This window comes from Pantoea ananatis LMG 2665 (assembly GCF_000710035.2).
In the GTDB taxonomy this organism is placed as follows: Bacteria; Pseudomonadota; Gammaproteobacteria; order Enterobacterales; family Enterobacteriaceae; genus Pantoea; species Pantoea ananatis.
Map to the genome: position 1 here is coordinate 142,073 of NZ_JMJJ01000010.1, position 23,121 is coordinate 165,193.

The window sequence follows — 23,121 nt, forward strand, 5'->3', positions numbered from 1 at the left end:
TGCCCGCAGGGCAGGAGAAGTACAGGTGTGGAGGAATAAAAAAACCGGCCTGAGGCCGGTTTAAGTAGGGTACCAGTCGTCGAGCTATGTTTAACCTGATGGGCTCGGGGGAGTGAGCTATCAGGAGGGAACTAGTGCGTTCCCGTTTTTCCCAGGTTGGCGTCAAAACGTGTCCAGCTTTCGGTCAGATCGATGACGCTGCGGGTTTTGCGCGCTTCATCAATCTTAATGGCCGTCAGGCCGGCTTCCAGTGCGTCAACAACAGAAACTTTTAGCGGCGTTCCCTGCTTGACGTGCTTAACGATCTCTTCCGCCATTAAGGCATCGGCACCGTAATGACCGTCATAGGCGTTGCCGCTGTAGGCGGTTTCCACTTCTTTTTCGCCGGTGCGTGCGTTGTGCACGCGAAAATAGTTACGGACAAAATCGCCTTCAGCCATGCCGTCAGTGCCTATCACGCAGAACCGGCGGAATTCGTCCGGGACGTTGAGGTTAGCGTGAAAAGACAGCGTTGCGCCGCTGGCGTACTCAATCAGGGCGGTCTGGTAATCGACAATATCGGCATCGCTGCTAAACACCGCGTCGGTACTCGACCAGCCGCTGGGCTTAGTGTGATAAATCTCAGACTGCTCGGTGATCGCACCTTGTGGTGCATGCTGAGGCGTGAACGACTTGCGTCCGCCAAAGCTGGCTACCCGAAGGGGGCGCTCCTGCATTAATCCCTGGTAGAGATCGATGTCGTGACAGCATTTTTCCAGAATATAAGGACCGGCATACTTTTCGAGCCTGCGCCAGTCGCGCTGGAAGAACGCGCCATGATAAGGCTTGATATGTTCTGTCGCTTCAATAGAGGTGATTTCACCCAGGCGACGATCGTCACGTGCTGCCAGCAGATCGTGATAGAGCGGCGAGTAACGCAGCACCAGCCCTACCAGAATACGGTCTTCGCCATACTGCTGAACCAGTTTTGCCATCGCCATCGTTTGTTCTTCGTTAATCACGACAGGCTTTTCAGTAAACACAGTATAGCCTGCTGCCAGCGCCTGTGTGACATGCTCAAGATGCATAAAGTTAGGCGAGCCCACCAGCAGCAAATCAAAACCACCCTGTTGCAGCAGCGCCTCAACGGAATCGAACGCCTTGCCGGGATCGATGCCGAAACTGTGCAGATTCGGCAAACCGGCCGGTGCTGGATCGTAATAACCTACCAGCGAAAATTCGGTATCAGCCTTGTGAAACTCTTTAACGACATGAGAAAGACGAAAGCCGAGACCAATAATGCCTACTTTCATGGTAAACCCCTGATCCTGAATTCTGACAACGGTGAGTACGCCGCTGACGGGACGCAATGATGGAAAGACTGGCTACCAACTTATTACGACAGAAAAACTAATGTCAATAACGCGTTGTGTGATTTGCATACGTATTTTTAGGTATTTTATTGATTTTAAATAATAAATAGTTATTGTTTTTTGCCTATATTTATTTGTTATTGCGATTTAAGTTTTTTTCACCTATCGTTCGCAGATTACAGAATCGAGATGCGTTTACGGCGGGAGGAAGCGCGTGCAATCACACTATCTCCTTGGTATTGATGGCGGCGGTACGCAGTGTCGTGCGCGGTTGACCGACGCGAATGGCAACGTGCTGGCTCAGGCGGTGGGCGGCCCTGCCAACGTCTGGTCACAGTTTGATGCGGCTCTGAACTGCGTTGAGCAGCTCATGGCAGCCGTGCTGTCTCAGGCAGGGCTGACGCCAAAGGCGCTGGCGCAGACCTCGCTGGTGGCAGGATTAGCCGGTGCGAATGTGGCCTCGGTTAAGGCGCGCCTGACGCAATGGCAGCCTGCCTGCGCGACCGTGCAGGTGGTCAGCGATGTTGAGATTGCCTGCACCGGCGCCCATGCGGCGGCACCCGGTGCGGTTTTTATTATTGGCACCGGTAGCCAGGGCGCAGCCTGGGATGGCGAGCGGTTTACGCTGCTGGGCGGCTGGGGATTCGCGCTGTCCGATCACGGCTCCGGCGCTGAGCTGGGGCGACGCGCGCTGCGGCTGGCATTACTGGCCCATGAAGCCATCGTTGACAGCACAGACTTTACCCACGGCCTGATGGCACAGTTTAACCACAGCCCGGAAACCATGTTGATGTGGACGCGAGAAGCTATGCCCGCCGACTGGGCGCGCGTGGTGCCTGATATTTTTGCCGCCGCGCACGCGGACGATCGTCATGCCGTGGATCTCCTGCAGCAGACTGCAAGCGATATTGGCTTAATGGTCAGCCGTCTCTCTACCATCAGTCAGGGATGCGTCGCCCTCATGGGCGGGCTGGCCACACCGATTCAGCCCTGGCTGAGCGCGGAGAGTCAGGCCCGGCTGGTCGCTGCACAACACGATGCTCTGGACGGGGCATTAATGATGGCCCGGGCAAATCTGAGGACGCTATGATTGCTCCAAACGTTACCGCGCGCATTCTTAGACTGATCGTGGAACATGCGCCTGTCAGCCAGTCTGACCTCAAGGTCCGAAGCGGACTCAGCATGTCTACCGTCTCCCAGGCGACCAACCGACTGCTGGCGCAGGGCATCGTGCAGGAACTGGGGCTGCGCCGCGTATCAATGGGGCGGCCTAAAACCTTGCTGGGGCTGAATCCCGATCGCGCCAGCGTCATTGGCATTCAGCTTAACGCCGAACGTAACCTGATCGTAATGACCGACCTCAGCGGCAATCTGCTGGGGGAACAGCAGATGCCTTCCGGCGCCATCACGCCACGACAGCTGGGCGATGCGCTGGCTAAATTTCTACGCGGCGTGGAAGAAAAACAGGTTGGCGCGATTGGCCTGGCCTTATCCGGTTTAGTCGATGCCGAAAACGGCTACTGTATTCGTTCGAAAGTGCTCGACTGGGAGAATGTCCCTATCGCGCAGATGCTGGAAACACGCTTTTCCCTGCCGGTATTTATCGAAAACGATGCCAATGCGATGGCGATGGCCACCCTGGTGTTTGGCCAACTGGGCAACGCGCAGTCAGCGGTTATTGCGACTTACGGTAAAGGCATTGGCGCAGGCATTATTCTTAACCGCCGGCTGTATCGCGGGCGACATGGCAAAGCGGGCGAGATCGGTAACGGCCTGGTCGGCGATGGCTCGCTGCGTCTGCTCGAGGATGTGGCCTCGTCCCGGGCAATCCTGCAACGTGTCCAGCAGGATGAAGCGGGCGGTCCGCTAACGTTGCAGGCGCTCGATCAGCGGCCCACGGCCGAGGTGCTGAGCGCACTGGAAGAGGCGGGACGTGAACTGGGGATTTCCCTGGCCAATCTGTCGGTGGCGTACGATCCTGACGTCGTGTTCCTGGCGATGGAACCGCACATGGCTTCACGTATTCTGCTGGACCACATTACCCAGAGTTTTCAGGCCTATCGTCTGAAGCTGACGCCACAGATGACACCGCTGCAGTTTCTGACAGAATCAAACCGCATGTGGGCGCTGGGCGCGGCAGGCTTTGCCGTGAATATGCTGCTCGATCTGCTGGCTGCCCAGGCGGATGAAGAACCCGTGACCTGACGGCGCCGCAGCGCCATCCTGTTTAACGCAGACGCTGCCCCTGCTCATCAAACAGCAGGCAGTGGTCTGCCGATAAACCCAGCCTGACCTCCACGCCTAAATCACGCCGTTGCGCCTCGCGCGCCTCAACAACCAGCATCTGTTCAATGCCTAAATCAAGGTAAAGATAATTGGTGTGGCCGAGCATTTCGGCAAAGGAGAGCGTGCCGCTGAACTGACGTTCGGCTGGCGTTTCCGCGGCGGGCTGCATGTGCTCGGGACGAATGCCCAGGGTGACGCGCTGGCCCTCGCGGCAGGGCGCCGCAATCTTTAGCACCAGCTGCGTTATCTTCAAATCCGGCACGCGTAACTGCACCTCACCCTGACCCGTGGCGGTGACTTCGGCTTGGAGGAAATTCATCTTCGGCGAGCCGATAAAACCGGCCACAAACAGGTTGTCTGGGTCGCTGTATAACGCTAACGGCGCGCCAACCTGTTCAATCCGTCCTTTGCGCAGCACCACGATACGATCGGCAAGCGTCATCGCCTCTGACTGATCGTGGGTCACATAAATCATGGTGTTGCCCAGCGAGGCGTGCAGGCGGGCAATCTCGATGCGCATTTGCAGACGCAGCTCGGCATCCAGGTTGGAGAGCGGCTCATCAAACAGGAAGATGCGCGGATGGCGAATAATGGCGCGGCCAATGGCCACGCGCTGACGCTGGCCCCCGGAAAGCGCCCGTGGCAGGCGATCCAGCAGTTCGGTCAGGTGCAAGCGCGCGGCGGTTTGTTCAATTGCCTGGGCTATCTCGGCTTTCGGCTTTTTCATCACCTCAAGCGGATAGGCCAGATTACCGCGCACCGTCATGTTGGGATAAAGCGCATAAGACTGAAACACCATGGCGATGCCGCGTTCGGTTGCGGGCTGACGGGTCATGTCTTTATCGTCAATCAGCAATGTGCCGTCAGTAATTTCTTCCAGCCCGGCGATCATCCGTAGCAGGGTAGATTTACCGCAGCCGGATGGCCCAACGAACACCACAAATTCGCCGCTGTTTACTCTGAGATCGACGCCGTGAATCACATCGATATGGTCATAGGACTTCTTAACGTTCTGTAAGCGCAGGCTGGTCATAAACTCTCTCACTTAAAGTAACTGGCCCATATATATGGCGTTGCTGCGCAGGATGTGGCTGAATCCCATGCGTTCATAGAACGCGCACACCTGTTCATTTTGCAGGCTGACGCCAAGGTGAACGCCTTTCACACCGGCCTGGCGTAGCGCAGCCAGTTCCTGTGCAATCATTCTGCGGCCCCAGCCGCCTTGCTGCACCGGCGGCAGCAGATTGATATGTAAATGCGCGGGCCACTGTGTCACCAGCTGCGCATCGGCACGTTCAGGCTGACGGATGCTGTCGAGAATTTTGCTGTCATAGGGGGCGCTGGCCGTGCGGTCACGGTATTTTTCCTGAAGCTGAGGCCACCAGTGCTGCTCAAGCTGCGCTTCAAAGGCACGGGTATCGGGCGTAGCGACAACATAGCCCATCACTTCGCCTTCCAGGTCCAGCACAAAGGCAAAATCCGGTGCAAAGCGGGCGTAGGGCACCGCAAAGCGCTGTCCGGGATACTCGGGATCGGAATAGTGGTTACGGGCATCCTTACCGGCATTGGCGGTTTCCAGACAGATGCGGTAAAGCGCTGAATAGTCCGACTCGGTGGCCGGACGAATGACACCTTGATTCGCCATCGTCATCTCTCACAGGTCAGTAGTTGAACAACCTCACGGTAATGAAAGCTGACTTAGTTTTCAAGATGGAATAATTGCCCCACTATCCTGAACTCGCCTCCGCTCGGATCTTATTAGCTGACCAGGCCAGTCCCTGTGGGCTTCTGTCGCAGGCGGTGAACCGGCTGGCGGCAATCGTCAGAGGAAATAAAAAGTTAAAAATGTGAGCGTCATATGATTTTCATATTTTTTATCAGCAAGTTATTACGCCATTTTGAGGCTGGTTTATCGTGCTGGCCGGCGGCGAACGGACACCGATAACGCGCCAGATTTGTACGGATTTCTCTCCGCTTATGCTGAGCGTTGCCCTGTCAGCGTGTTTTTTTGCGCAGGCTCACAACCTGGCAATTCCCACGGTGGGATGTTTGACTTTATTTTTTTATTAAAGTAACTATGAGTGAGAAGGTGATTTATGCGGCGACAGTCTGCGGGATTGCAGACCCTGTGAAGAAAGGATGCCCATCCTGTATTGGAGAAAGTGAGCATGATGTCTGATTCCTCAGTTCGTTCGTTCCGTTTTCGCACTTCGGTTCGTAGCCTGTTGGCGGCGGGCTTGCTGATGGGCAGCGTTGCGCATGCCGACAGCACCGTTACCCTGAATGAATGGGATATCTACAGTTATCCTCAGCAAACGGCGGCCGTCGATGAAGGTATTAAAGACTTTTCCCAGCAAAACCCCGGTATCGTTATCAACCGGTCCGTGCACTCCTTTGAAGACACGCGCATTCCTCTTAAGTTGGCCCTGACCGCAGGTGAAGGTCCGCAGATTGCCCAGGTGAATCAGGGCGGCGGCGATATGGGATCGCTGGTCAAAGACAAACTGCTGCTGCCGCTGGATAGCTATGCGGCCGAATACGGCTGGACCCAAAAATTCCCGGACTCCATTCTCAAGCGTAACCGCTGGTCTGACAGCGGCCAGTTTGGCAGCGGCAAGCTGTACGGCGTGGCCAGCCTCGGTGAAATGGTTGGCCTCTATTACAACAAGGCGCTGCTGGATAAGGCCGGTATTGCGGTACCGAAAACCCTGAGCGAGCTTGACGCCGCAATGGCAAAACTCAAGCAGCAGGGCACGCCGCCAATGATGCTGGGTTTATTAGACGGCAACATGGGGCAGCAGTTACTCAGTACGCTGTGGGAAGCGCAAATTGAAAGCAGCGACCGCAAAAAACTGGATGATTTGATTTACGACGTGGGCGGCACGTTCAAAGATGACAAGCTGAAAAAAGCGGCCACCATGATGAAAGGCTGGGCGGACAAAGGTTATCTGTTCCCGGGCTATCAGGGCATTGGTCATGATGATGCCGCCACGTTATTCCAGAACGGTCAGTCTGCGTTCCTGGTGAGCGGAACCTGGTATCTGGGCCAGTTTAAAGACAACAAAGATATTCACTTCGCCGGTATGCCAGCCGGTGACGGCGTGAAGCAGCCGTTGATGGTCGGCGGAACCGATTTGGCCTTCTCGATGACCAGCATGGCGAAAACCAAAGCCCAGCAGGATGCCGCCGCCAAATTTATTAACTATATGGTGTCGGACAGCATGGCAAACCGCTGGCTGAACGTTGGCTTCCTGCCGGCCAGTACCAATAAAGACGCAAAAATCCCGGCGGATAATCCGCTGTTAGGCGAAGCCTGGCAGGTGTGGCTGAACCTGAATGCCTACGACGGTCTGGGCCATTATGTCGACTGGGCAACCCCGACCATGAACGCCGAACTGAATCAAAACGTTCAGCTGCTGCTGGCGGGCCGACAGACGGCTGAGCAGATGGTGATTAACTTCGATAACAACTATCAGCGTTACATGAAAACCCTGAAACACTAAGCCGGTTGCCCGGCAGCGAACCTGCCGGGCCTGAATGTCGCTCTGACTACGACGAGTACGGTTATGTTGAATCAAAGCAGTTGGCGTAATTTTCTCTATCTTCTTCCCGCAGTCCTGGTTTATGGCCTGTTTCTGCTGTTACCGCTGCTCGCGTCGTTGGGAATCAGCTTTACCGAGTGGGATGGCACCTCGCGGCCAGTTTTCGCGGGCATCAGTAACTACCTGCGTATGTTCAGCGATCCGGTCTTCTGGATTGCCCTTGGCAATAACGCCATTCTGATGCTGTTTTATACTCTCCTGCCGATTGGCGTGGGGCTGCTGCTGTGCAGCTTTCTGTATGAAACCCGAAACAACACCGAGCGCAGCGTACTGCGCATCCTGTTCTTTCTGCCTTATATCATGCCGATGGCGGTTCTCGGCGTAGTGTGGCGCTGGCTGTACAACCCGGCCTTTGGCCCCATCGATCAGGTCCTGCGCGCCATCGGATTGCCGCAGTTGGCGATGTCCTGGCTCGGGGATTTTACCTGGGCTCTGCCGGCCGTCGGCATGGTCGCCACCTGGTACTTTTTTGGTTTCTGTCTGGTGCTGTTTATGGCGGGACTGCAGAGAATGGATCCGTCCCTGCTTGAAGCGGCGGACCTGGATGGCTCCTCGCGCCGCCAGAAGTTTATGCGCATTACGCTGCCGGGACTGCGTCCGGAGCTGCGCATCGCGCTGTTGCTGACGGTCATCGCCAGTCTGAAGGCGTTCGATTTGGTGTACGTAATGACGCAGGGCGGCCCTGGCACCTCCACCATGGTGACCAATATCTTTATGTACAAGCAGGGCTTTGATCTGCATTACTTCGGCTATGCCTCATCGGTTGCCGTATTCAGTATGGTCATTGTGTTAGGGCTTAACTACCTGATCCATCTGGCATTGAAGGAACGTTACTGATGAAAAGCACACCGATCATTTCTCGTGCGCTGATCTGGATTGTGGCGCTGATGACCATCATGCCGTTTTTAATGGCGTTGATGACCTCGTTTAAAACGCAGATGGAGCTGTTTCAGGGCGTGTTTCATTTACCCGCCTCACTGAATGTCAAAAACTACATCACCGCCTGGCAGCAGGGACACTTTAACGTTTACTTTATGAACTCGGTGCTGGTGGTGTTTCCGGTGGTGCTGAGCAGTATTTTACTGGGTATTCTGGCCGGATTTGGCTTTGCCTTACTGAAAATTCCGGGCAAGAAAGTGGTGGCGGCCATGCTGGCGCTGGGCATGGTGCTGCCGAGTGAAGCCTTTATTATTCCGCTCTATCATGAACTGCACTGGATGGGGCTGACCAACACCTATCTGGCCCTGATTCTGCCGCAGGTTGCGCTGTCGCTGCCGTTTACTACCCTGATGATTGCCAGCGCTTTCCAGCAGGTGCCTAAAGAGTTAGTCGAGGCGGCGGTGATGGATGGCGCGCCTCGCATTAAAATCCTGTGGGGGATTTTAGTTCCGGCCATCTGGCCCACGATCTCCACGCTGGCCCTGCTGTTGTTTATCTGGACGTGGAACGAATTCCTTATTCCGTTGATTTTGGTCAACAAAGATGAGCTGCGAACCTTGCCCATTGGCATGATGTTTTTCCAGAATAAGAACACCATTGATATCCCGGTGCTGATGGCTGGCGCGATGATCGTTATCATGCCGCTTATCGTGGTTTTCCTGTTTTTCCAGCGCAAGTTTATCAGCGGCGTAACGGAAGGTGCGGTGAAGTAAGCGCACCGGTTCATCTCTCATTCACTAAGGCCGGACGATGCATCTTTCCCTTGGCGATTTTCATCCCGTCGCAGACGGCGAAACCCCTGATACACGCATCCTGCAACAGGCGATTGACCAGATTGCGGCGGCGGGCGGCGGGCGACTTACGCTGCCGCCGGGGCGTTATCGCAGCGGCTGCCTGAACCTTCCTTCCGATTTTGAGCTGCACCTTGAAGCCGGCGCAGTGCTGGTTGCCAGCCGACAACTGGCGGACTACCAACAGTGGAAAGCGCTGAGCTGTGCCGAGAAATCGCATAACGTCCTGCTGTATGCGCTGGGGCAGCGTAACCTGACAATTACTGGTCAGGGCCATATTGAGGGAGACGCCGAAGCGTGGTTTGCGGCGGAGCCTGACGAACAGGGCTACCGGGTCCCAAAAGCAGACAGGCCACGCATGATCGTGTTTGAGGATTGCGAGCAGGTCAGGTTGCAGGACATCAGCCTGATCCGCGCACCGATGTGGACGGTGCACCTTGTCAGCTGCCGCCATGTGCATATCGAACGTCTGACCATTGATAACGCCATGACGCTGCCCAACACCGACGCACTGGACATTGACAGCTGCGAGGCGGTTTTTATCAGCAACAGCTATTTCAGCGCGGCAGATGATGCGATTTGCATCAAAACCACCTTCAAGCCCGCTGGCCTGCGTCGTCCGGCGCGACGAATCGCGGTGAGCAACTGCCTGCTGCGCAGCGACAGCTGCGCCTTGAAGATCGGCACTGAAACCTGGGACGATATTGAAGACATTACTGTTTCAGGCTGCACCCTGTTTGATTCCAACCGCGGCATCGGCATTGTGTCACGGGATGGTGGGGCGATACGGCGCGTCCTCTTCAGCACGATCGCCTTTAGCTGCCATCATGTTGCCGCCTGCCACTGGGGCAAAGCCGATCCCATTTTTATCTCCGTACGGACCCGTGATCCGGCGGTGCTGCCGGGGATCGTGGAGCAAGTCCAGTTCAGTCAGCTCAGCGGTGTGGCAGAGGGCGCGATCAACCTGCATGCTGCCCAGCCAGGCTGGATCCGTGATATTTCACTCAATCAACTCCATCTGCGGCAAACTGTCGCGCAGGGCGTGCAGGGGCAGTACGATGTGCGGCCGCCCTGTAATCCCGATTCCCCCACCGGGATGGGGCTGGATAATGCTTACCGGCTGGATAAAACCACTGGCGAGGCTTACGGCGTTGAGCGCTATCCCGGTGGGCTGCCGGGACTGTTTGCGCGCGGCGTTGAGAACCTGCAATTGAACAACCTGACGATTCAGCGGCCTGAGCCGCTGCCGTCAGGCTGGCATCCGGACAGCGTTGTACTGCTGGCAGACTAAGTTACAGCGCCGCCGCGATAGCGGCACCCAACTGCTGCGTATCCGCGCTGCCGCCCAGGTCGCGGGTTAAATGTTCACCGGCGGCCAGGGTACGCTCAATGGCGTTCAGCACGGCATCACCGGCTTCCTTGTAGCCGAGATGCTCCAGCATCATGGCACCACACCAAATCTGGCCGATCGGGTTGGCGATATTTTTACCGGCGATATCGGGCGCCGAGCCGTGCACCGGTTCAAACAAGCTGGGGAATTTGCCTTCCGGATTGATATTGGCAGACGGCGCGATGCCAATGGTGCCGGTGCAGGCAGGGCCGAGATCCGACAGGATATCGCCAAACAAATTGCTGGCAACCACCACATCAAACCAGTCGGGATGCAACACAAAATTGGCGGTAAGAATATCAATATGATATTTATCCACCTTGATCTCGGGATAGTGCTCACCCATCGCCTGAACGCGGTTATCCCAGTAGGGCATGGTAATCGCGATACCGTTTGATTTAGTGGCAGAGGTCAGGTGTTTTTTGGGCCGACGCTGGGCCAGTTCGAAGGCAAACTTCAGAATGCGATCGACGCCCACGCGGGTCATGACCGTTTCCTGAATGACCACCTCCCGCTCGGTGCCGGGGAACATGGTGCCGCCCACGCTGGAATACTCGCCTTCGGTGTTTTCCCGCACCACGTAGAAATCGATATCGCCCGGCTTACGGTTGGCTAACGGTGCTTTCACGCCGGGCATCAGGCGTACCGGACGCAGGTTCACGTACTGATCAAACTCACGGCGAAACTGCAACAGCGATCCCCAGAGCGAAACATGATCCGGCACCACATCAGGCCAGCCAACCGCGCCAAAATAAATCGCATCGAACGTTTTAAGCTCAGCAAACCAGTCGTCCGGCAGCATTTTGCCATGCTGTTGCCAGTATTCTGCGCTGGCATAATCGAACCACTCCCAGCGCAATGGAATGTTGAACTTCTCTGCCGCCACGTTCATCACGCGCACGCCTTCTGGCATCACTTCTTTGCCAATGCCGTCGCCGGGAATCACGGCAATACGATGGATCTTCTCTGTCACTGGGCACCTCTGAGGTTGGTAGGGTGAGTCGGTCAGGTTTCCGTATGCTGTCTTGGTGCAGCTTGATTTATCACCGGGCGTTAGCGCAGTATAACTCTCCACCTGAGGTAAACAATTGGCCTTAAAGTTAATCCCATGTTGAATCAAAGTAGAGAATCTCGGACGTCAAGTGACGATCTGGCGTTTTTCCTGCGCGTGGCGTCATTGGGCAGCCTGACGTCGGCCGCGCGGGCGCTGGGGCTTTCTCTGGCGGCCGTCAGCAAACGCCTGAGCCTGCTGGAGCAGCGGCTGGGGGTTCAGTTGCTGCGCCGCACCACGCGCAAGCTGGAACTGACGCCCGAAGGTCGTCGATACCTGGAAGGGGCTCGCCCGTTGCTGGAGCAGTTGGTGGCGCTGGAAGACGCGGTGAGCGGGGAAACGGCCGAGCTGCGCGGCACGCTGAATATTAATGCCTCGTTTGGTTTTGGCCGCCGCCATATCGCGCCCTGCGTGTCTGCCTTTGCTGCCCTGCATCCTCATCTGGCGCTTTCCCTGCAGCTCAGCAGTCAGCCGCTGAATTTTCTTGATGCCCATGTGGACATCGACATTCGCGTCGGCGAACCGCCAGACTCACGGCTGGTCGCCCGGAAACTGGTGCACAACCCGCGTGTACTTTGCTGCTCGCCCGCCTACGCCGCCAAACACGGGTTGCCGGACAGCATCCGGGCGCTGGCGCAGCATAACTGCATTTTACTGAGGCAGCATGACAGCGATTTCGCCCTGTGGCGTTTTGTCGGCGATGCGGAGAGCCTGAGTCAGAAAGTCCGCGGGAACCTGGTCACGAACGATGGCGAGGTGGCGATGCGCATGGCGCTGGATGGTCATGGCATCCTGCTGCGCTCCTGGTGGGATGCAAAACACAGCATTGCAGCCGGGGAGCTGCGGCATGTGTTGCCCGAATGGCGGTCACCGGACGGCGATATCTTCGCAGTCTGGCAGGCGCAGCGACAGCAGCCCTCGCGCCTCATGGCGTTTGTGACCTTTCTACAGGAAAGGCTTCAAAGCGATAGCGCGTTAACTCATCTGTGATGTCCCACGCAACTTTTCTGTAAATCATTATCACTATTAAAGTATTTTCCGGCAGCGTCGATACCGATCTTATGTGTCTGCGCCCGTTGCGTAGATCGACTGTGAGCACGCCTCTGGTCTGAGGCGCGGTTTAACCTCTGGTGGATGCCTGGCGATGAATACAGATTTAACACGCTCCGGGGATGGCGTTTCCCCTCAACGTATTGCAAAACAGGCAGACAGGCTGATTGTCATGCTGTGTTGGATCATGGTGGTGATTTCAGCCATCGTCGGAAGCCTGTACCAGTCAACCTGGCTGGCGATAACGGTCGGCACCGGGCTGGCACTGGTCGCCACGCTGGTGGGATGGCTGGCAAACGGCACGTTATTTTCGCGCTTATGGCTGGCCTTCACGCTCATCGGCTTTGCGGGTTTGCTGATTCAACTGGGCCAGGGCGAAACCGAGTTCCACTTTTCGGTGTTTGTCTTGCTGTCGGTATTGCTGGTCTATCGCGACAGCCGACCCTTGCTGGTGGCCGCCGCGACAGGCGCCGTTCATCATCTCCTGTTTAACTATCTGCAGGAACACGATCTGTTTGGCATCGTGGTCTTTCACCATCCCGGTCTGGATATGGTGCTTTTCCACGCGCTGTTTGTGGTGGTACAGACCGCGATGCTGGTGCTTATCGCCCGGCAGATGGCCGCCGATCTCCGCGCTTCAAGTGAGGTCGCGCAACTGGCTGCCCGCATCAACCGTGAACCAGGTTGCCTGACGCTGTCGGTGGAAAATCAACAGAGTGAAACGCCATTCGCCAAAACCTTTAGCCAGACGCTGAGCACGATGCGCGGTACGTTGAACCAGGTCAGCCACGGCGTCGCTGAACTGCTGCAGGAGGCCGACAGCATGCTGTCGCGTAACGCCGCCCTGTCGCAGCGCACCGATGAACAGGCTCAGGCGCTGGAGGTGGCGACCACCGCGATGTCACAAATCAGCGTTGCCGCCAGTCAGGCGAAGGATAAGGCGCAAACGGCCTGCGATCTGGCTCATGAAACCCGCCAGGTAGCGAATAAAGGTCAACAGAATATTCAGCGGGCGATGGCCTCCATGGCGCAGATTAACGTGGAGTCTGGCCGGGTTAAAACCATTCTTGAACTGATTGACGGCATTGCTTTCCAGACGACGATTTTGTCCCTGAATGCCTCAGTAGAAGCCGCCCGCGCGGGTCAGGAAGGCCGGGGTTTTGCCGTGGTGGCCAACGAAGTGCGCAGCCTGGCATTGCGGTGTGAAAATGCCGCCCGTGAGATTCGCCAGCTCATGGATGTGTCCAGTTCCAGCGCCGAGCAGGGCACCGCGCAGGTTGATCAGGCCGCCCAGACCATGCAGGCGATTCACGTCAGTATCGACAGCCTGTCACAGCTGGTGAACGAGCTGTCGGAGATGAGCGTGCAGCAAAATCAGAGCATCGAACAGATTCAGCACAGCATTAACAGTATTGATGACAGCGTGAATCATAACGTCAAACACGTGACCGAAACGCTACAGGTGGCGCAGCACCAGCGTCAGCAGGCCAGCACGCTACAACAGGCTATCTCACTGTTTCGTTTTAGCTAGGCGAGGCAGGCAGAATCCGTTATGAGGCGGTTCTGGCGGAGAAAACACGGGCGTTATTGCCCGGGTCGCGAGGATACCGTATCAGCGGCGTCGATGGGCGCGAGTGCCCCGCAGGCCAGATGGACTGCGGGGCAATGGCGGGCATGCCCGCAAAGCGATTAATCGACGCCTTTTACCAACAATACGCGATAAGTCGCGCCCTTCAGGCGGTGCTGTTTCGCCTCCTGATATTCCGGGCTGTCATACCAGGCATGGGCGGCGTCGGTGCTCGGAAATTCAATAATCACCACACCTTCCGCCTCGGGGCCTTCCAGGGTTTCCAGATCGCCGTAAAAGGCTAATGGCTTGATGGGATGGTTGCCATGGGCTTTGCCGGCTTTATCGGCGTAAGTCACCATTTCATCCTGATCCAGGGTGTTGTCACGAATAAATACGACGTAAGCGCTCAACGTTTTTCTCCTCAGGCTTGCTTGTCTTGGGTTTGCGTATCAAAGTCCGATGCGTCATGGCGCTCGCGCAGCTGATCGGCGGGTTCGCCCATCACACGGTTCACCTTGCGGCCGCGCATAACGGCCGGACGCAGGGCGATCTCTTCGGCCCAGCGCACCACATTTTTGTAGGACTGAAGATCGAGGAATTCTGCCGCATTGTACTGGTTATACAGCACCATGCTGCCGTACCACGGCCAGGTGGCGATATCGGCGATGGTGTAATCGTCACCCGCCAGATAACGGTTATCGGCAAGCTGACGGTCCAGCACGTCAAACTGACGTTTGGCTTCCAGTGAGAAGCGGTTGATGGCGTATTCAATCTTTTCTGGCGCGTAATGATAGAAGTGACCAAAGCCGCCGCCAAGGTAAGGGGCAGAGCCTTGCAGCCAGAACAGCCAGTTCAGCGTTTCGGTGCGTTTGGCCGGATCTTTCGGCAGGAAATAACCGTATTTTTCCGCCAGATAGAGCAGGATGTTACCGGATTCAAATACGCGAATCGGTGGTGTGGCTGAATGATCGCACAGTGCCGGGATTTTGGAGTTGGGGTTGATCTCAACAAAACCGCTGCTGAACTGATCGCCTTCACCAATATTGATTAACCAGGCATCGTACTCTGCATCGTTCACGTTCAGCGCCAGCAACTCTTCCAGCAGAATAGTGACTTTCTGGCCGTTAGGCGTGCCCAGAGAGTAAAGCTGCAGCGGATGCTTACCAACCGGCAGGGCTTTTTCATGGGTTGGGCCAGCGGTAGGGCGGTTAGTTTTGGCACCATTACCTTTCGCTTCCGGGTCCCACTTCCAGACTTTAGCGGGCTGATAGTGTTGTTCAGACATGATGAGGTTCGCCTTTTTGTGTTTGGAGTTTTCACGAGTGTAGCAGTTGCCAGCGCGCTGGTTTAACCCTGGTGGCGGTGACTTTGTATCGCTTTACTACAGCGCTCAAGACAGCTTTACCGCCAGTGCGAAGAGATTTTCCCCACACAAATCACATTTATGACGCCTGAGCAATGCTAAGCTAAAACGGTTTAGTAAAATTTAGCTTTATCTGCGTAGGAGAGAGGTATGTCAGCACGAGTCTGGTGTCTGGGTGATGCCGTGGTGGACCTGCTTCCGGACGGGCCGGGGCATTTAATACAGTGTGCAGGCGGGGCGCCCGCCAATGTGGCGGTGGGCATTGCCCGCTTACAGGGCCGCAGCGGGTTTATTGGCCGGGTTGGGGACGATCCTTTTGGTCACTTTATGCAGCACACGCTGGCGACTGAACAGGTTGATACCCGCTATATGACGCTGGACAGCGCCCAGCGCACCTCAACGGTGGTGGTGGCGCTGGATCAGGAAGGTGAGCGGACTTTTACCTTTATGGTGCGCCCCAGTGCAGATCTGTTTCTGGAACAAGGCGATCTCCCCAGGTTTGAGCAAGGTGAATGGCTTCACTGCTGCTCAATTGCCCTGGCGGCAGAACCTTCGCGCTCCACCACCTTTTCTGCCATGCAGCAGATCAGCGATGCCGGTGGCTTTGTGAGCTTTGATCCCAATATTCGTCACGATCTGTGGCACGACGATGCCCAACTGCGGGACTGTGTGAACCGGGCGTTACAGCTGGCCGATGTGGTCAAGCTGTCTGAGGAAGAGCTGGCTTTTCTGACTCCGGGGGCGCAACACGCTGACAGCATGCAGGCGCTGGCGGAACGCTTTGCGATTAGCCTGCTGATGGTCACCCAGGGCAAGGCCGGAGTGAAAGTCTGGCATCAGGGTAAACATTATCACTATCCCACGCTGCCTGTGGTGAGCGTGGACACCACCGGCGCAGGGGATGCGTTTGTCGCCGGGCTGCTATGGGGGCTGGCGGAAAAGGGGATGCCCGCTAATGAGGCCGAGCTGGCGGCACGACTCAGCAGCGCACAGCAGTGTGGGGCGCTGGCGACGACGGCAAAAGGGGCGATGACCGCGTTGCCTTATCGCCACCAAATTGAAGGATAATATCCCGATAACGCCACGACGCACTGACCGGCAACCCTCGCCTGTGTCCGGTCAGTCAGCGGGTGCAGCGCCGAACGGGGTCGGCCGCTCATCCAGCGGGCCTGTCATCACTAAAGGGGACAGCGCCCGTTACCTCAGATCGGGCAGAGCGATCAGCCCCTGTCCACGCTGATGACCCGGCCGCTCAGGGTGAACCGCCTGCCGGCATAAAGCGTGGTCGGGCTTTGTCTGTCACCGCAACGCAAGCTTTACTGTTGCCCCATCATGCCGAGCCTTTTCGCGCATTGATCTGTTCCCGCGGCCATCTGCCCGTTGTCAGCGCTCCCCGTTCGCGCATCCTGACCGGGGCCGGCAAGACAGCGACCCCGCTCATAAATCTCACTGCCGATCCCGCTTTGCTGTGAGGCAGTTCACTCATTCGCCCTTCGTTGCTTTACATCCCCATTCCGGCCTCGTAATGTCATCTCAATGTGAGCGGATAACAATTTTATGCAGGAGACTGCCATGACCCTGGACAGAGATTCATTAGCGGCCGTACTCGCCCGGCGCGACTGGGAAAACCCCGGCGTCAGCGAACATAACCGGCTGGAAGCCCATCCGCCGTTTTACAGCTGGCGCAGCGCTGAGGCGGCCCATAACAACGCGCCATCGGCGCAGCGAAAAAGCCTGAGCGGCGAATGGACGTTTGCCTTTTTCCCTGCGCCCGAGGCGGTGCCGGATAGCTGGCGCACCCAGGATTTGCAGGCGGCAGCGACGATTACCGTGCCGTCAGTCTGGCAAATGCAGGGCTATGATGTTCCGATTTACACCAATGTTACCTATCCCATTCCGGTTGATCCCCCGCGCGTTCCGGCTGAAAATCCTACGGGATGTTATTCGCTCACATTTAATGTGGATGCAGACTGGCTGCAACATGGACAAACCCGAATTATTTTTGACGGCGTGAATTCAGCCTTCTATCTCTGGTGCAACGGACGCTGGGTGGGCTACGGGCAGGACAGCCGCTTGCCGTCTGAATTTGATCTGAGCGAATTTCTGCGCGAAGGTGAAAATCGCCTGGCGGTGATGGTGTTGCGCTGGAGCGATGGCAGCTATCTGGAAGATCAGGATATGTGGCGCATGAGTGGTATTTTCCGCGATGTTTCCCTGCTGCATAAGCCTGCCAGCCATCTTCGCGATCTGCGCATTCGTACGCATTTCAATGACGATTTCAGTCGTGCGCGGCTGGAAGCTGAGGTGCGGGTTGCCGGAGCACTGGATGACGATTTACGGGTCAGCGTGCAGCTCTTCGCGGGTGACACGCTAACCGGAGAAGCGACGTCGCCCTTGGGCAGCGCGATTATTGACGAGCGCGGCGCGTGGAGCGATCGGACAACGCTATGCATCAACGTTGCTAACCCTGCGCTGTGGAGTGCGGAAACGCCGCATCTCTACCGGGCGGTTGTGCAGTTACACCGGACGGACGGTACGCTGATTGAGGCGGAGGCCTGCGACGTGGGATTCCGGCACGTCAGCATCGAAAATGGCCTGCTGCTGCTCAACGGTCAGCCACTGCTCATCCGCGGCACCAACCGCCACGAGCATCATCCTGAACGCGGTCAGGTGATGGATCGTGACACTATGGTGCAGGATATTTTGCTGATGAAGCAGAATAACTTCAACGCGGTGCGCTGCTCCCATTACCCTAACGATCCCCTGTGGTATAGCCTGTGTGACCACTACGGCTTGTACGTCGTGGATGAAGCCAACATCGAAACGCACGGCATGGTGCCGATGAATCGCCTGAGCGACGATCCCGTCTGGCTTCCCGCCATGAGCCAGCGCGTCACGCGCATGGTGCAGCGCGATCGTAATCACCCCTGCATTATTATCTGGTCACTGGGTAACGAATCGGGCCACGGTGCTAACCATGATGCGCTCTACCGCTGGCTGAAAAGTGAAGATCCTTCCCGCCCGGTCCAGTACGAAGGTGGCGGGGCCAATACCGCAGCGACCGATATTATCTGTCCGATGTATGCGCGGGTCGATGAGGATCAACCTTTCCCGGCCGTGCCGAAATGGTCCATTAAAAAATGGCTGTCTATTCCAGGCGAGCAGCGTCCGCTTATTCTCTGTGAATATGCTCATGCCATGGGAAACAGCCTTGGTGGCTACGCAAAATACTGGCAGGCATTTCGTCAGTATCCTCGCCTGCAGGGCGGTTTTGTCTGGGACTGGGTCGATCAGTCGCTCATAAAATATGACGATAACGGCGAACCCTGGGCTGCCTACGGTGGCGACTTTGGTGATACGCCTAATGATCGCCAGTTCTGCATGAACGGGCTGGTCTTTGCCGACCGGACGCCCCATCCCTCGCTCTACGAAGCCCGCCATGCGCAGCAGTTCTTCCAGTTCAGGCTGCTACCGGGCAGCGAGCGCACGCTGGAAGTGACCAGCGAATACCTGTTCCGCCACAGTGATAATGAAATCCTGCACTGGTCGGTGGCTCAGGATGGCAACCTGCTGGCCGCCGGTGAAGTCACGCTGGATATCGCGCCACAGGGCCGCCAGCAGATCGCACTCCCGGAGGTGCCGCTGCCTCAATCTTCAGGCCAGCTCTGGCTGACGGTGCGGGTGGAACAGCCTCAGCCGACGGCCTGGTCAGAAGCCGGTCATATCAGCGCCTGGCAGCAGTGGCCACTGGAGGCGATCCTGAATGTGGCCCTGCCGCCTCAGGCGGCGAGTGCGCCACAGCTCAGCCGCGGCGAAGACACCTTCAGCGTGGCGGTGAACAACCAGCGCTGGGCATTCAGCCGTCAGCAGGGCGTGCTCACGCAGTACTGGATCGACGATCAGCCGCAGCTCCTGTCGCCGCTGCGCGATCAGTTTACCCGTGCGCCGCTGGATAACGATATCGGCGTCAGCGAAGTCACGCGCATCGACCCTAATGCCTGGGTCGAGCGCTGGAAAGCGGCGGGGCACTATCAGTCTGAGGTCACTACCCTGCAGTGCACCGCCGAAGCGCTCTCCGACGCCGTCGTGATCAACACCGTCCATGCCTGGCAGTTCCAAGGCAAAACGCTGTTTATTAGCCGTAAAGTGTACCGTATTGATGGATTTGGCGAGATGGCGGTGACGGTCAACGTGGAGATTGCGAGCGGCACGCCTTATCCGGCACGCATCGGTATGAGCTGTCAGCTCACCCAGATCGTCGAGCGAGTGAACTGGTTAGGCCTGGGGCCGCATGAAAATTACCCGGATCGCCTGACCTCTGCCTGCTTCGACCGCTGGGATTTACCGCTGAGTGAAATGTACACTCCGTATGTTTTCCCCACTGAAAACGGCCTGCGCTGCGGCACGCGTGAACTCAACTATGGTGCGCACCAGTGGCGTGGCGATTTCCAGTTCAACATCAGTCGCTACAGCCAGACACAGCTGATGGAAACCTGCCATCGCCACCTGTTACGGCCTGAGGCGGGCACGTGGCTCAATATTGATGGCTTCCACATGGGCGTCGGCGGTGACGATTCCTGGAGCCCGTCGGTATCACCGGAATTCCTGCTCAGTGCAGGACGTTACAGCTACCAGTTTATCTGGGGGCAACAAAAATAATGAGCGGGCAGGCTCGCGCCTGCCTGACTCTCGCGTAAGGACGTCCAATATGTACTATTTAAAAAACACGAATTTTTGGCTGTTTGGTTTTTTCTTCTTCTTTTACTTTTTCATCATGGGTGCCTATTTCCCGTTCTTCCCCATCTGGTTGCATGATATTAACCATATCAGCAAAGGGGATACCGGCATTATTTTTGCCAGTATTTCGTTGTTTTCTCTGCTGTTTCAGCCGCTGTTTGGCCTGTTGTCCGATAAGCTCGGCCTGCGCAAACACCTGCTGTGGGTTATCACCGGTATGCTGGTGATGTTCGCACCTTTCTTTATTTACGTTTTTGGGCCGCTATTACAGGTGAATATTCTGGCGGGCTCGATTGTTGGCGGTATTTACCTGGGTTTTATCTACAACGCCGGGGCACCCGCGATTGAAGCGTACATTGAGAAAGTCAGCCGCCGCAGCAATTTTGAATTTGGCCGGGCGCGCATGTTTGGCTGTGTAGGATGGGCCTTGTGCGCCTCCATCGTCGGGATCATGTTCACCATCAATAACCAGTTTGTGTTCTGGCTGGGGTCGGGCTGTGCCGTGATTCTGGCGCTGCTGCTGTTCTTCTCCCGTACCAGCACATCGTCATCCGCGACGGTTGCGCAGGCGGTGGGAGCGAATCACTCGGCGTTCAGCCTGAAGCTGGCGCTGGAGTTGTTCAGGCAGCCAAAACTGTGGTTTTTATCCCTGTATGTCGTCGGCGTGTCCTGTACCTATGACGTGTTCGACCAGCAGTTTGCTAACTTCTTTACCTCATTCTTTGCCACAGGCGAACAGGGTACGCGGGTATTTGGCTATGTAACCACCCTGGGTGAATTACTGAACGCGTCCATCATGTTTTTTGCTCCGCTGATCGTTAACCGCATTGGCGGCAAGAACGCCCTGCTGCTGGCAGGCATGATCATGTCCGTGCGTATTATCGGTTCCTCCTTTGCCACCACGGCAGTGGAAGTGGTGATTCTTAAAACGCTGCACATGTTTGAAATCCCTTTCCTGATTGTCGGCTGCTTTAAATACATCACCAGCCAGTTTGAAGTGCGCTTCTCCGCCACCATTTATCTGGTGTGCTTCTGCTTCTTCAAACAGTTAGCGATGATATTCATGTCAGTTCTGGCGGGTAACATGTATGAAAGTATTGGCTTCCATGGCGCCTATCTGGTGCTGGGCTCTATTGCGATGGCCTTTACGTTGATCTCCGTTTTCACCCTGAGCGGGCCGGGACCGCTGACGCTGTTACGTCGTCATGCTGCCTGATCCCTTCCTCAAGACAACCGGACAGGCGTCATGACGCATCCGGTTGTCTGCTTGCCGACCGCGTTTTTTTCATCATGTCATTCCTCTTTTTCGCCTCGTCGCCGCTTCGTTTTGCGAACTGTCTCACATTCATAAAATCGGTTTAGCAAATTACTTTGCCTGAAAATACATCGATGAATATCATCCGAAAACTAAACCGGTTTAGCAAAAGACAGCATCACTACCCTTACCTTTTCTGGGATGTAAAACGATGAATAAAAAGGCACTTGCCATAACCGTTGGGCTGCTACTGAGCGCGGGGCCGGTTCTGGCAGCAGAACCAAGCATGAGCAGTATTGAAGCACGGCTGGCGGCACTGGAGCAGCGGTTACAGGCCGCGGAGCAGCGGGCGAATGCGGCAGAGAATCGCGCAGAAGCCGCAGAAAAACAGGCGCAGCAGCTTGCCCGCGCACAGCAGAAAAGCCAGGCCACCGCGACGCAGGTTGAACAGCGCACGGCGAAGCTGGAGCAGAAAGCGAGCAGTGAAGACGGCTTCGAATTTCACGGCTATGCCCGTTCCGGGCTACTGATGAACAGCTCGGCGACCAAAACTCAGGGCGGCCCGACCGTGACGCCTGCCGGGGAAACCGGCGGGCATGTCGGCCGCTTAGGTAACGAACCTGATACCTATGTAGAGCTGAATCTGGAACATAAACAAACGCTGGAAAACGGCGCAACGACCCGCTTCAAGGCGATGCTGGCCGACGGCCAGCGCACCTATAACGACTGGACGGCATCCAGCAGCGACCTCAATCTGCGTCAGGCTTTTGTCGAGCTGGGCCAGCTCCCGACCTTTACCGGCGCGTTCAAAGACACGACCGTCTGGGCGGGTAAACGCTTTGACCGGGATAATTTCGATATCCACTGGATCGACTCCGATGTGGTATTTCTCGCCGGTACCGGAGCAGGTATTTACGACATGAAGTGGAGCGATCAGGCTCACAGCAATCTGTCGCTTTACGGACGAACCTTTGGCGATATCGAGAACAACGACAACACCGCACAGAACTATATTCTCACGGCTAACAACTTCTACGGCCCATTCCAACTGATGCTGAGCGGCATGCGGGCGAAAGATAACGACGACCGGCTGGATGTGAACGGCCTGAAGGTGAAGGGCGATGCCGCGAACACCGGGTTACATGCGCTGGTGGGGCTGCATAACGACAGCTTCTATGGCCTGCGCGAGGGTTCAGCGAAAACGGCCGTGCTGTACGGTCACGGCTTAGGTGCAGAGGTAAAAGCTATCGGTTCAGACGGGGCACTGTTACCGGATGCCGATACCTGGCGGCTGGCCAGCTACGGGATTACCCCGCTGGGCGGCGGCTGGCATATCGCCCCAGCGGTGCTGGCGCAAAGCAGTAAGGATCGTTACGTCAAGGGCGACAGCTATCAGTGGGCCACCGCCAACATGCGCCTGATTCAGGGGCTGACCGAGAACTTTGAAATGCAGTACGAAGCTACCTATCAGTATATGGATCTGCGACCAGAGGGCTTTAATCAGCGCAGTGCGGTCAACGGTAATTTCTACAAACTGACCGTTGCGCCTACGCTGAAGGCCAGCAACGTGGGTGAATTCCTCAAACGTCCGGAAATTCGCCTTTTTGCCACCTGGATGGACTGGGACCACCGACTGGATAACTACGCGCGCGGCGATGCCTTTGGCAGCAGCGGCTTTGAAGCGGGCGGTGAGTGGAACTTCGGCGTACAAATGGAAACCTGGTTCTGATCAGTC

General features: G+C 56.5%; 18 protein-coding genes. 12 read left to right on the forward strand and 6 right to left on the reverse strand.

The genetic code is table 11. The features are described from left to right. Positions 1–131 precede the first annotated feature (131 nt). Positions 132–1,292 carry a Gfo/Idh/MocA family protein gene (locus EL29_RS19640; RefSeq protein ID WP_014595093.1) on the reverse strand — a complete coding sequence of 387 codons (1,161 nt, stop codon included), beginning with the start codon at positions 1,290–1,292 and terminating at the stop codon, positions 132–134. Positions 1,293–1,566: 274 nt separating this feature from the next. Between EL29_RS19640 and EL29_RS19645 the strand changes: the two genes are divergently transcribed. Both EL29_RS19645 and EL29_RS19650 read left to right on the forward strand, forming a co-directional pair. Continuing rightward, complete coding sequence (locus EL29_RS19645; RefSeq protein WP_029571474.1) at positions 1,567–2,442, forward strand: glucosamine kinase nucleotide-binding domain-containing protein; 876 nt, start codon at positions 1,567–1,569, stop codon at positions 2,440–2,442. Beyond that, complete coding sequence (locus tag EL29_RS19650; protein ID WP_013024216.1) at positions 2,439–3,557, forward strand: ROK family transcriptional regulator; 1,119 nt, start codon at positions 2,439–2,441, stop codon at positions 3,555–3,557. Before EL29_RS19645 ends, EL29_RS19650 begins: the two co-directional genes overlap by 4 nt. A gap of 22 nt (positions 3,558–3,579) precedes the next feature. Here EL29_RS19650 and EL29_RS19655 read toward each other — a convergent pair whose 3' ends face one another. Together EL29_RS19655 and EL29_RS19660 are read right to left on the reverse strand one after the other, a co-directional pair. Then, entirely contained in the window at positions 3,580–4,671 is a 1,092-nt protein-coding gene (locus EL29_RS19655; RefSeq protein ID WP_014606908.1) for an ABC transporter ATP-binding protein, read from the reverse strand. Between the two features lie 12 nt (positions 4,672–4,683). Continuing rightward, complete coding sequence (locus EL29_RS19660; protein ID WP_028715939.1) at positions 4,684–5,283, reverse strand: GNAT family N-acetyltransferase; 600 nt, start codon at positions 5,281–5,283, stop codon at positions 4,684–4,686. A 526-nt stretch (positions 5,284–5,809) separates the two neighbouring features. Here EL29_RS19660 and EL29_RS19665 point away from each other — a divergent pair. From EL29_RS19665 to EL29_RS19680, 4 genes are all read left to right on the forward strand, one after another. Further along, positions 5,810–7,141, forward strand: coding sequence for an extracellular solute-binding protein (locus EL29_RS19665; protein WP_033766291.1), 1,332 nt, complete (start codon positions 5,810–5,812; stop codon positions 7,139–7,141). A gap of 63 nt (positions 7,142–7,204) precedes the next feature. Next, the gene (locus EL29_RS19670; protein ID WP_013024220.1) at positions 7,205–8,077 is read left to right on the forward strand and encodes a carbohydrate ABC transporter permease; all 873 of its coding nucleotides are present in this window, start codon (positions 7,205–7,207) and stop codon (positions 8,075–8,077) included. After that, positions 8,077–8,892, forward strand: coding sequence for a carbohydrate ABC transporter permease (locus EL29_RS19675; RefSeq protein WP_014595099.1), 816 nt, complete (start codon positions 8,077–8,079; stop codon positions 8,890–8,892). Before EL29_RS19670 ends, EL29_RS19675 begins: the two co-directional genes overlap by 1 nt. A gap of 37 nt (positions 8,893–8,929) precedes the next feature. Further along, complete coding sequence (locus EL29_RS19680) at positions 8,930–10,261, forward strand: glycoside hydrolase family 28 protein (protein ID WP_028715941.1); 1,332 nt, start codon at positions 8,930–8,932, stop codon at positions 10,259–10,261. Position 10,262: 1 nt separating this feature from the next. On the opposite strand, the gene EL29_RS19685 is transcribed toward EL29_RS19680, so the two are convergent. Further along, on the reverse strand, positions 10,263–11,333 hold the full coding sequence (locus tag EL29_RS19685; protein ID WP_014606905.1) for a tartrate dehydrogenase: 1,071 nt from the start codon (positions 11,331–11,333) through the stop codon (positions 10,263–10,265). Between the two features lie 135 nt (positions 11,334–11,468). On the opposite strand from EL29_RS19685, the gene EL29_RS19690 reads away from it, so the two are divergent. Next, positions 11,469–12,401 (forward strand): LysR family transcriptional regulator, encoded by a 933-nt coding sequence (locus tag EL29_RS19690; protein ID WP_028715942.1) that lies wholly within the window; start codon positions 11,469–11,471, stop codon positions 12,399–12,401. Between the two features lie 154 nt (positions 12,402–12,555). After that, the gene (locus EL29_RS19695) at positions 12,556–13,992 is read left to right on the forward strand and encodes a methyl-accepting chemotaxis protein (RefSeq protein WP_013024227.1); all 1,437 of its coding nucleotides are present in this window, start codon (positions 12,556–12,558) and stop codon (positions 13,990–13,992) included. Between the two features lie 158 nt (positions 13,993–14,150). Here EL29_RS19695 and EL29_RS19700 read toward each other — a convergent pair whose 3' ends face one another. Both EL29_RS19700 and yghU read right to left on the reverse strand, forming a co-directional pair. Beyond that, positions 14,151–14,441, reverse strand: a complete 291-nt coding sequence (locus EL29_RS19700; protein WP_013024228.1) for a DUF1330 domain-containing protein — start codon at positions 14,439–14,441, stop codon at positions 14,151–14,153. A gap of 11 nt (positions 14,442–14,452) precedes the next feature. After that, complete coding sequence (gene yghU / locus EL29_RS19705) at positions 14,453–15,316, reverse strand: glutathione-dependent disulfide-bond oxidoreductase (protein WP_013024229.1); 864 nt, start codon at positions 15,314–15,316, stop codon at positions 14,453–14,455. A gap of 228 nt (positions 15,317–15,544) precedes the next feature. Between yghU and cscK the strand changes: the two genes are divergently transcribed. The 4 genes from cscK (at position 15,545) to EL29_RS19725 (ending at position 23,115) form a co-directional block, all read left to right on the forward strand. After that, positions 15,545–16,462 (forward strand): fructokinase, encoded by a 918-nt coding sequence (gene cscK / locus EL29_RS19710; protein ID WP_013024230.1) that lies wholly within the window; start codon positions 15,545–15,547, stop codon positions 16,460–16,462. A 504-nt stretch (positions 16,463–16,966) separates the two neighbouring features. Then, positions 16,967–20,053 carry a beta-galactosidase gene (locus EL29_RS19715; protein WP_029571475.1) on the forward strand — a complete coding sequence of 1,029 codons (3,087 nt, stop codon included), beginning with the start codon at positions 16,967–16,969 and terminating at the stop codon, positions 20,051–20,053. Positions 20,054–20,102: 49 nt separating this feature from the next. After that, positions 20,103–21,347: an MFS transporter gene (locus EL29_RS19720; protein ID WP_028715944.1), complete on the forward strand. Its 1,245-nt coding sequence runs from the start codon at positions 20,103–20,105 to the stop codon at positions 21,345–21,347. 250 nt (positions 21,348–21,597) lie between these two features. Further along, positions 21,598–23,115: a carbohydrate porin gene (locus tag EL29_RS19725; protein ID WP_013024233.1), complete on the forward strand. Its 1,518-nt coding sequence runs from the start codon at positions 21,598–21,600 to the stop codon at positions 23,113–23,115. Positions 23,116–23,121 lie beyond the last annotated feature (6 nt).